Annotated in this window: 9 protein-coding genes; 6 read left to right on the top strand and 3 right to left on the bottom strand. The window is 72.7% G+C overall.

From position 1 onward, the window contains the following. A partial coding sequence (locus AC13HU_RS22795) for a M18 family aminopeptidase (protein ID WP_483043792.1) occupies positions 1 to 1,035 on the top strand: 1,035 nt, incomplete at its 5' end. A gap of 76 nt (positions 1,036 to 1,111) precedes the next feature. On the opposite strand, the gene AC13HU_RS22800 is transcribed toward AC13HU_RS22795, so the two are convergent. After that, entirely contained in the window at positions 1,112 to 2,152 is a 1,041-nt protein-coding gene (locus AC13HU_RS22800; RefSeq protein WP_483043793.1) for a S66 family peptidase, read from the bottom strand. 130 nt (positions 2,153 to 2,282) lie between these two features. Between AC13HU_RS22800 and AC13HU_RS22805 the strand changes: the two genes are divergently transcribed. Then, complete coding sequence (locus AC13HU_RS22805; RefSeq protein ID WP_483043794.1) at positions 2,283 to 2,465, top strand: hypothetical protein; 183 nt, start codon at positions 2,283 to 2,285, stop codon at positions 2,463 to 2,465. A gap of 108 nt (positions 2,466 to 2,573) precedes the next feature. On the opposite strand, the gene AC13HU_RS22810 is transcribed toward AC13HU_RS22805, so the two are convergent. After that, positions 2,574 to 4,418 (bottom strand): NHL domain-containing thioredoxin family protein, encoded by a 1,845-nt coding sequence (locus AC13HU_RS22810; RefSeq protein ID WP_483043795.1) that lies wholly within the window; start codon positions 4,416 to 4,418, stop codon positions 2,574 to 2,576. 101 nt (positions 4,419 to 4,519) lie between these two features. On the opposite strand from AC13HU_RS22810, the gene AC13HU_RS22815 reads away from it, so the two are divergent. Further along, positions 4,520 to 5,296 (top strand): hypothetical protein, encoded by a 777-nt coding sequence (locus AC13HU_RS22815; protein WP_483043796.1) that lies wholly within the window; start codon positions 4,520 to 4,522, stop codon positions 5,294 to 5,296. 19 nt (positions 5,297 to 5,315) lie between these two features. Further along, entirely contained in the window at positions 5,316 to 5,810 is a 495-nt protein-coding gene (locus tag AC13HU_RS22820) for an LURP-one-related/scramblase family protein (protein ID WP_483043797.1), read from the top strand. A 193-nt stretch (positions 5,811 to 6,003) separates the two neighbouring features. On the opposite strand, the gene AC13HU_RS22825 is transcribed toward AC13HU_RS22820, so the two are convergent. Then, positions 6,004 to 6,780 carry a carbon-nitrogen family hydrolase gene (locus tag AC13HU_RS22825; protein WP_483043798.1) on the bottom strand — a complete coding sequence of 259 codons (777 nt, stop codon included), beginning with the start codon at positions 6,778 to 6,780 and terminating at the stop codon, positions 6,004 to 6,006. Between the two features lie 135 nt (positions 6,781 to 6,915). On the opposite strand from AC13HU_RS22825, the gene AC13HU_RS22830 reads away from it, so the two are divergent. After that, complete coding sequence (locus AC13HU_RS22830; protein WP_483043799.1) at positions 6,916 to 7,743, top strand: maleylpyruvate isomerase family mycothiol-dependent enzyme; 828 nt, start codon at positions 6,916 to 6,918, stop codon at positions 7,741 to 7,743. Between the two features lie 368 nt (positions 7,744 to 8,111). Further along, positions 8,112 to 9,772 (top strand): sensor histidine kinase (locus AC13HU_RS22835; protein ID WP_483043800.1); only part of this gene is annotated, 1,661 nt, incomplete at its 3' end.

The following is a 9,772-nucleotide window of genomic DNA, read 5'->3' on the forward strand; positions in this document are numbered from 1 at the left end:
CACACCGACTCGCCGAACCTCCGGGTCAAGCCGCAGCCCGACCTCGGCTCGCACGGCTGGCGCCAGATCGCCGTCGAGATCTACGGCGGCCCGCTGCTCAACAGCTGGCTCGACCGCGACCTCGGCATCGCCGGGCGGCTGTCGCTGCGCGACGGCTCCACCCGCCTGGTCAACATCGACCGGCCGCTGCTGCGGGTGGCCCAACTCGCCGTCCACCTCGACCGCTCGGCGAACGACGCGCTCACCCTGGACCGGCAGCGCCACCTCCAGCCCATCTGGGGCCTGGGCGACGCGGCCGAGGGCGACCTCATCGCGTTCCTCGCCGAGGACGCGGGTGTCCCCGAGGCCGACGTCACCGGGTGGGACCTGATGACGCACGACGTCCAGCCGCCCGCGTATCTCGGGCGCGACGGCGAACTCTTCGCCTCCCCCCGGCTGGACAACCTGCTCTCCGTGCACGCGGGCGTGGCCGCGCTCATCCATGCCGCCGCCCAGCCCGACCTCACCCGCATTCCCGTGCTCGCCGCGTTCGACCACGAGGAGACCGGCAGCCAGTCCGACACCGGTGCCGGCGGGCCCCTGCTCGGCCGGGTCTTCGAACGATCCGTGCTGGCGCGGGGCGGGGACCAGGAGGACGTACTGCGCGCACTGGCCTCGACGATCTGCGCGTCCTCCGACGTCGGGCACGCGGTGCACCCCAACTACGCGGAACGGCACGACCCGAGCCACCACCCGCGGGCGAACGGCGGGCCGATCCTCAAGACCAACGTCAACCAGCGTTACGCCACCGACGGGTTGGGCCGGGCGGCCTTCGCTGCCGCGTGCGAGCTGGCCGGGGTGCCGTTGCAGCACTTCGTCTCCAACAACACGATTCCCTGCGGGACGACGATCGGGCCGATCACCGCGGCACGCCACGGGATCACCACCGTCGACATCGGCGTGCCCCTGCTCTCCATGCACTCCGCCCGCGAACTCGCCGGCGCCGACGACCCCCACCACCTGGCGAACGCCCTCACCGCATTCCTGCAGAGCTGAGCCGACCCGCCCGAGCAGCCCTGCCCCGCCCGAGCAGCACCAGCCCTTCCCGGCAAGGTGTGCCCCGCTCGCCGCCCTAGTACGTCACCGTGATGCGGCGGGCGGGGCCGTCGACGCGGACCTGGCCGCCGTAGGGGATGACCTGCTGCGGGTCGGTGTGGCCGAGGTCGACGTCGAAGACGATCATCGTGTCGGGGGCGTACTGCCCGAACGCGCGCAGCACCGCGGCGCGTTGCCTGGCACGGTGGTCGACGCGCTGCTCGGGCGGCAGCGGCCGCTCGAAGGACCAGCTCTTCGCGCGGCCCATCAACAGCGCGGAGAACCGCCGCAGCAGCCCGCGCTCACCCATGTTCCGCAGGATGCGGTAGACCTCGTCGTCGGAGGGCAGGTCCTCCGAGGTCTCCAGGAAGAGCACGCACCCTTCGTACGCCTCCGGCGCCTTGATGCCGCGGTCGGCCATCAGCAGCCAGGACAGGATCTCCAGGTTCCCGCCCCAACTCGGGCCCTGCACCACGCGGTCGGGGCGGTGCCAGGTCCAGCCGCCGCCCGGCTCCATCTCGGGCGCGGAGTCGAAGGTCCGCGGGTCCTGCCAGGGGCGCCCCAGATCCGTGAACTCGGCCGCGGGCGCCAGGTCGTACGGCCCCGACCCGAGCAGCGCCGCGCGCAACGACCGCTCGGTGACCGGGTGCAGGGCCCCGGGCCGGCCGAACTCCACCATCACGCTGCCGCCGTGGTAGCCGACGATCCCGAGGTTCCACAGGAAGACCAGCAGGTTGGTGCAGTCGCTGTACCCGAAGAACGGCTTGGGGTTCGCCCGCAGCAACTCCGCGTCCAGCAGCGGCAGTACGGTGATCTGGTCGTCCCCGCCGATGCTGCTGATCACCGCCTTGACATCGGGATCGGCGAACGCCGCGTGCAGGTCCGCGGCCCGCTCCGCCGGCGTCGCCCCCATCCGCCGGGTGGCGGGATACTCCACCACCTCCAGCCCGAACTCCCCGCGCAGCCGGGCGAGTCCGAGTTCGTACGGCAGCGGCAGCACCGCCGGCAGGCCGGCCGACGGCGAGACGACCGCCACCCGGTCCCCCGGACGCGGCTTGGCAGGGTGGCGAAATTCCATACCGCCATGATCGCCGATCCACGCGGGCTGTGCGGCAGACGGGATGTTCCTGTCACCGGACTGTGAAACTCCCACGGCAGAATGGCCGTTCGAACGCATCAGCCGAAGAAACCCAGGGGGATGCCACACCATGCCGAGCCGCAGCCGTGCCAACAGCCTTGTCAGCAGCCGCAGTCGCAGTCGCAGCGTCGTGATCGCCGCCGTGATCACCGCGGTGTGCGGGGTCGGGCTCACCGCGTGCCATCCGTCGTCGGGGAGCAGCCACAGCCACGGCCACAGCAGCCACCACAGCCGCAGCCACAGCCACCACTGAGGGCCGCGCTGATCGCGGGACAGGGGCCCGGACCGCCGATACGGAACTGAGGCTACGAAGCTCCGGAGTTACGAAGCTCTGGAGTTACGAAGCTCTGGAGTTACGAAGCTACGGAGCCTCTTCGGCGGGGCCCTCGTCCATGCCCGCCAGGACCAGGGCCAGCCGGGCGTCACCGCCCGGCACCAGCCGGACCGGGACACCCCAGTCCTGCTGGTGCACATGGCAGGCTGGGTACGGGTTGGCCGTGTCGTCGTCGCACGACGCGGCCATCGCCGAGACGTGCAGGACCCCCTCGGCCACCGCCGGGTCCAGTTCCAGCTCCCGGAAGAGGTCGGTGCCCCTGCCGGTGCCCGCCTTCAGCAGCTCCGGCGGGGTCGCCTCGACCAGCAGCCGGGTGGAAGGACCGTAGCGGTCGTCCAGCTTCTGGCCGGGCGGCGCGCTGAACACCACGTCAAGCCGGAGCGGCCCCGGCGCCACGTCGGTCGCCGCCCGCTGCGTGCGGTGCGCCGCGCCCTGCACCCGGGCCGCCTCCTCCGGCAGCCGCATCCGGGTCAGCCGGTGCCCGGCGGACTCCACGACCACCACGTCGCCGTCGACCACGGCCGCGTCCGACGGTTCGCGCAGATCGCTCGCGAGCGTGGTCACCTCGCCGCTCACCGGGTCATACCGGCGCAGCGCGTTGTTGTACGTGTCGCTCACCGCGACCGAGCCGTCCGGAAGCGCGGTGACCCCCAACGGGTGCTGGAGCAGCGCCTGGCCGGCCGGTCCGTCGCGGTGCCCGAAGTCGAAGAGCCCGGTGCCGACCGCCGTACGGATCACGTACCCGTCGCCGTCGGTGGCCCGCTCGGCCCAGCGCAACGCGGACGTCTCGGCATCGGCGATCCACAGCCTGCCGTCCGTCGCCGACAGCCCGGACGGCTGGGCGAACCAGGCGTCCCCGGCGTGCCCGTCGACCAGGCCCTCGTTGGTGGTGCCCGCCGCGACCTCGACCCGCTCGGTGGCGGGGTCGTACGTCCACAGCTGGTGCACGCCGGCCATCGCGATCCACACCCGGTCGTCGAACCAGGCCACGTCCCACGGCGAGGACAGGTCCACCTCCAGCGCGGGCCCGGAGGTACGCGAGCCCTGCCACCACTGCCGGCCGGTGCCCGCGACCGTGCTGACCTGGCCGGTGTCCAGGTCGAACCGGCGCAGCGCGTGGTTCACGGTGTCGGCGACGATGACGGTGCCGTCCGGAAGCAGCGCCAGGCCCTGCGGCTCGCTGAACATGGCCGTCTGCGCGCTGCCGTCGGCCAGCCCGCGCCCGCCGGTACCGATCCGGCGCACCACGGTCTCCCCGTCGGCCGCCAGCTCCACCAGCGCGTGCCGGGTGGAGTCCGACACCAGGTAGTGGCCGCTGCCCGGCAGTGACAGCACCTTCCCCGGAAAGCGCAGATCGGTCGGGACCGGCTCCGGCGGTACGTACAGGTCGTCGCCCCGGCGCAGCGTGCCCTTCGCGGCGTGCTCCTGCTCCAGCCGGTTCACCAGCTTCTCCAGCGCATGGGCGTGCCCCTCCCCGGCGTGCTGCGCCACCACGTAGCCCTCCGGGTCGATCACGACCAGCGTCGGCCACGCCCGCACCGCGTACTGCCGCCAGGTGGCCAGTTCCGGGTCGTCCAGCACCGGGTGGTGCACGCCGTACCGCTCCACCGCGTCGACCACCGCCTGGTGCTCCGCCTCGTGCACGAACTTCGGCGAGTGCACCCCCACGATCACCACGGTGTCGCGGTGCCGCTCCTCCAGCGCGCGCAGCTCGTCCAGAACGTGCAGACAGTTCACACAACAGAACGTCCAGAAGTCCAGGATCAATGTGCGACCTCGGAAGTCGGAGAGCGACAGTTCCTCGCCACCGGTGTTGATCCATCCACCCTTGCCGGCCAGCTCGGGGGCGCGAACGCGTGCACGTGCAGTCATATCTCCATCAAACCTCATCGCGGCACCGCACACATTCCGGTCCGCCGGCCACGCCCCGCGCTACCCTGCCGGGCACGCCGACAAGGGGAGGGACCGCGCACATGAGCGCACACGGGACCGGGCCGGACGACGGGACGCGCGGCGGGAACCCGGGGACGGGCCCGGGTGGGAACCCGAACCGGGAGCCGGACGGCGGCCCGCGCACGTTCATGGCGCTGCCGGACCGGCAGCAGGACCGCCCGCAGGACCGGCAGCAGCTCTTCCTCCGGTGCCTGGACGAGGTGATCGGCGTCCTCGGGCTCGATGTCCCCGCTTTCGACCCGGACCACCCACGGCAGCGGGTCCAGCGGGTGGGAGCGGCCCTGCGCGCGGCGGCCAAGAAGGGCACGACGCTGCCGGAAGCGTCCTTCGGCGTGCTCGTGAAGGCAGCCGTCCACGACCCGGACCCGAGCTTCAACCGCTGGTACGTGGAGCCCGCCCTCAACGCCTTCGGGCGCCGGCGGGTCCGTGCCGCCCTGCTCGCATACCTGCGTACGGGCACCGACCAGGAGCGGGCCGGCGCCGCGCGGGCCTGGTACTGGACCGGTCTACGGCTTCGCCCGCACAAGTCGGCCGGTCGCGGCCTGCCCGGTGCCGAGGACCCGGCCGAGGCCGACGAACCGCGCGCCCTGATCGGTGAGTGGAACGCGGCGGCGCTGGACGAGTTCGTCCGCAACGAACACCTGGACGTCCGGCGCTGCATCCTCCCCGGGCTGTCGCTCCAACAGTCGGCGTACCCGCCCGAACTGCACGACCTCGTGGCCGCGGCGGTGGCCATCGCCCGATCGCATCCGGACGAATACATCCGGCACCGCGTGGAGATTCAGGTGCAGCAGTGAAGCGGGGTACAGATACCGCATGAAATACGTGGTGCGAGAGAAGATGTTCGCGATCGGCGACGACTACTGGGTGGAGGACGAGCACGGGCGGCGCGCCTTCTACGTGGACGGCAAGGTGCTGCGGATCAGGGACACCCTGGAGATCCAGGACGCCGACGGCAACGAGGTGGCGGTCGTCCACCAGAAGCTGCTCAGCCTGCGCGACGCCATGACCATCGAGCGCGGCGGCCAGACCCTGGTCACCGTCAAGAAGAAGCGGCTCGCCCTGCTGCGTGAGGTCTTCCGCGCCGAACTCGCCTCCGGCGAGGAACTGGAGATCCGCGGCGACCTCATCGACAAGGAGTACGACATCGAGTACGACGGGGAGCGGCTCGCCCGCATCTCCCGCCGCTGGTTCACCCTGCGCGACTCCTACGCCATCGACGTCGAACGCGAGGACGCCGACGCGGGCATGCTCCTCGCGATCGCGGTCTGCGTCGACCACATCATCGCCAAGGAACACGACTCCCACTGAGCCGCTTCCGCGGCGGAAGCGCGGACGTACGGTTCCCCGCCGGGGGGTGCCCCGCTGTGACGGTGCTCGCCGTCGGGGTGCCCCGCCGTCGGGGTGCCCCGCCGCTGCCGAGCGCGTCACCGTCCGGGCCGGTCCCGGCGTTCACCGGACGGGGCGCTCACCGGACGGGGCGCGCCGGCAGGTCGGGGCACCGTCACAGACGGCGGTCCCGCAGCACCGGGAAGTCCGCGCGGGTGGAGGCGACAAGGCCCGGGTCGAAGTCCACCGTGAGGACCTGCTCGTCCGGCCCGGCCTCGCAGAGGATCTCCCCCCACGGGTCGACGACCATGCTGTGGCCCGCCTGCTCGACCCCTGCGTGCGTCCCCGCGGTACCGCACGCGAGGACATACGCCTGGCACTCCACCGCACGGGCCTGCACCAGCACCCGCCAGTGCGCGAGCCGCCGGGCCGGCCAGCCCGCGGGGAGGACGAGGAGTTCCGCGCCGGCATCGACGAGCAGCCGGAAGAGTTCGGGAAAGCGCAGGTCGTAACAGGTCGCGAGGCCGAGCACGGCCTCGGGGTGCCGCACGGTGACGACGGCCTCACCCGGCGCCATCAGCGCGGCCTCGCCCCGGTCGAAGCCGAACCGGTGGATCTTGCGGTAGGCGCCCCGCAACTCGCCGTCGGGCGCGAAGACGAGCGAGGTGTTGTAGAGCGGCCCGTCCGGGTCGCGCTCGACGACGGAGCCCGCGTGCAGCCACACCCCGGCGTCACGCGCGGCCGCGGCCATCGCCTCGACGGTGGGCCCGCTCTCCAACGGTTCGGCCTCGGCCGGGAACAGGTCCGCGGCGAACGCGCCGACCGTCCACAATTCGGGCAATACGACAAGATCTGCCCCGGCCTGCGCACGCACCAACCCCGCCACCCGGGCCCGCCGCGCGGCGGGCTCCTCGGCGGGGTTCACGTCGATTTGGAGAAGCGTTGCGCGCATCCGGACACCGCCCCTACGTTGGGTCATCGAAGTCGGGCCTACCATCGTCACTCGAAAGCACTGCGTGGGCGCCCGCGCGAAGACTAACTTAGGCGCCAAACCGCCACGACCGCGCACCGACCGTCGAGGGGTCCCGTGACCGTCCACAGCAAGATCCAGCCGTATATCGACGCCTGGACCCACTCCATAGAGTCCATCAACGAGCTGGTCTCGCCACTCGTCGAGGGCGAGTGGAACCGCCCGACCGAGTGCCCGTACTGGTCCGTGCGCGACGTGGTCTCGCACGTCATCGGTTTCGAGTGCGAGTTGCTCGGCGACCCGCGGCCGATACACAGCCTGCCCAGCGACCTGCGGCACATCACCAGCGAGACCGCCCGCTACACCGAGGTCCCGGTCGACATCCGCCGCCACCACACCGCGCCCGAGATGACCTCCGAACTGGAGTACACCATCATCCGGCGCTGCCGCCAGCTCAGGAACGAGTCGCGGCAGCCCGACGCCGACGTGCGGGCGATCGGCGGCGGCGAGACCACCCTCGAAGAGCAGCTCTGGTCAAGGGTGTTCGACGTGTGGGTGCACGAGCAGGACCTGCGCCGGGCCCTGGACAAGCCCGGCAACCTCGCCTCGGCCGCCGCGGTGCTGTCCCGCGAGTTCGTCCTGCGGGCGCTGCCGAAGGTGGTCGCGCACGACGCGGGGGCCAAGCCCGGCTCCGCGGTGGTCTTCGACGTGCACGGCCCGCTGGAGTTCATGCGCACCGTCCGGGTCAACGCCGAAGGGCGCGGCACCATCGACTCCGCGGTCTCGCTCGGCCCGGCGGTCACCTTCGTGCTCGACTGGGAGACGTTCCTGCGGCTGCTCACCGGCCGGGTGAAGGCGACCGCGGTGACCGAGGACCGGTTGAAGGTCGAGGGCGACCAGGAGTTGGCCCAGGCGATCCTGGCTAAGCTCGCGGTCACGCCGTAGCGGCGGGGGCCGGTCACCCCGTAGCGGCGGGGACCGGTCGCCGCGCAATGTGGCGCGATGCCGGGCGAGTTGCCCAACTGCCTCTGGATCAGGGTGAATCGCTGGCCGAAAGTGGATTCTTGCACGGGCGGTGATGATCCAGTAACGGTCCGGCGACCAATTCCTCGCGTTTCGGGCGTTGAAGGCGGGTTCGGCGAGTAGGGTGAGGCGAACTCATCCTGTTGCCGCCCGTATGTCAGCGTGACCCGGCACGGCGGTCGGCTTCTGGCCCGGCCATGAGGTATCGATTGATGTCAACTCAAGACTCCCCGTTACCTTTTCAGCCGCCGCGACACTCCGGCGGCGGGTTCCGTGCCGTCGCCCGCGCCGTGCCGCTGCCACTCACCGCGGTGGTCGCCGCCGGAGCGGCCGGCGGCTGGGCGGTGCGCCGCGCGAGCGGCCAGGACCGCCCGCTGGTGGCCGCGACCGCCGCGCTGGCCGCCCTGCTGCTCGGCACCGTGGTCGCCCTGGCCGCCTCCCGCCGCCGCACGGTGCGCCGACTGCGCGCCGAGGCGGCGGAGTTACGGGACGACACCGCCCGTACGGTCGCGCTGCACGCGGAGGCCACCCGGCAGGCCGCCGCCGAACTCGACGCGGCCCGGCGGTCGGTGCGCGAGGCGGAGGCACGGCGGCGCGCCTGGTCCGAGACCGAGGCGTCGCTGCGGGCCGCGCTGCACACCGAGACCGCGCGGGCCGCCGCGCTCGAGGACGAGGCCGCGCAACTGGCCGAGGTGACGATCCCGCTCGCCGTCGAGCGGATGCGCGAGGGCGGCTCCACCGGCACCGTGCTGGCCCAACTTCCGCGCCCGGCCGGCCAGGTGCACCAGCGGCTGCTGGAGGTGACGGTCCGCCGGCTGGGCGCGAGCGAGCGCGCCAGGGCCGCCGGGATGGCCGCCTGCGCCAGCGCCGCCGCCCGCGTGCAGGCCCTCACCACCAGCATGCTCGCCGACCTGCGCGAGATGGAGCAGCGGCACGACGAGAGCGTCCTGGACGACCTGCTGCGGCTGGACCACTGCGCCGCGCAGACCGGCCGGCTCGCCGACAGCGTCGCCGTGCTCAGCGGCTCGCGCTCCGGGCGCCGTTGGACCCGGCCGATCGCGATGGAGAGCGTGCTGCGCGGTGCGATGGGCCGGATCCACGCCTACCGCCGGGTGCGGCTGCACACTACGGGCGGCGCGGCCGTCACCGGGCACGCGGCCGAGGGCGTGATGCACGTGCTGGCCGAACTCATGGACAACGCCTGCAACTTCTCGCCGCCGTCCGAGGAAGTCCACGTCTACGTCCAGGAGTCGCACTCGGGCATCGTCGTCACCGTCGAGGACGCCGGGCTCGCGATGCCCGCCGGCGACCTCGCCCGGATCGAACGCCTCGTCTCCGGCGACCCGGCCGAGGCCGCCAACGATCTGCTGCCCGGCCTGTCCGGCACCCGGATCGGCCTCACCGTGGTCGGCCGGCTGGCCCGCAAGCACGGCCTGCGGATCTCCTTCCGCCCGTCCTCGCGCGGCGGCACCGGCGTGGTCGTCCTGATCCCGTCGAAGATCGTCACGCACACGGCGGAGTCGTACGGGCCCGGGTCACACGGAGTGCCGGCGGCCGGCGGGGGGTACGACGCCCAACCGGGCGCGCGGGAAGGCGGGTTCAGCCGCTCCGACGGGTACGCGGACGAGTACGGCGACGGGTACGGCGGTGTCCCCGGGACCACGGGGACTTCCGGAACCACCGGGACCTCGGGGAGCTACGGGACCTCCGGATCCACCGGAGCCGACATCGGCGCCGGGTACGACGGATTCCCGGAGGCGGGGCGGCCGGAGGAGATCGGGCACGCCGGACCGGCCGAGCGCGGCTCAGGACAGGGCCCAGGAGGCGGTGTACGGCCCCGTACGGGCCCGGAGACGGCCATGGGTGCGGGCGGGGACGCCGGCGCCGCCGCGGGCGCCGCCACCCCCGTACACGTGCCGCTGCCGCGGCGGACCCGGGGGCGGGGCATGCC

Source organism: Streptomyces sp. NH27 (assembly GCF_056859195.1).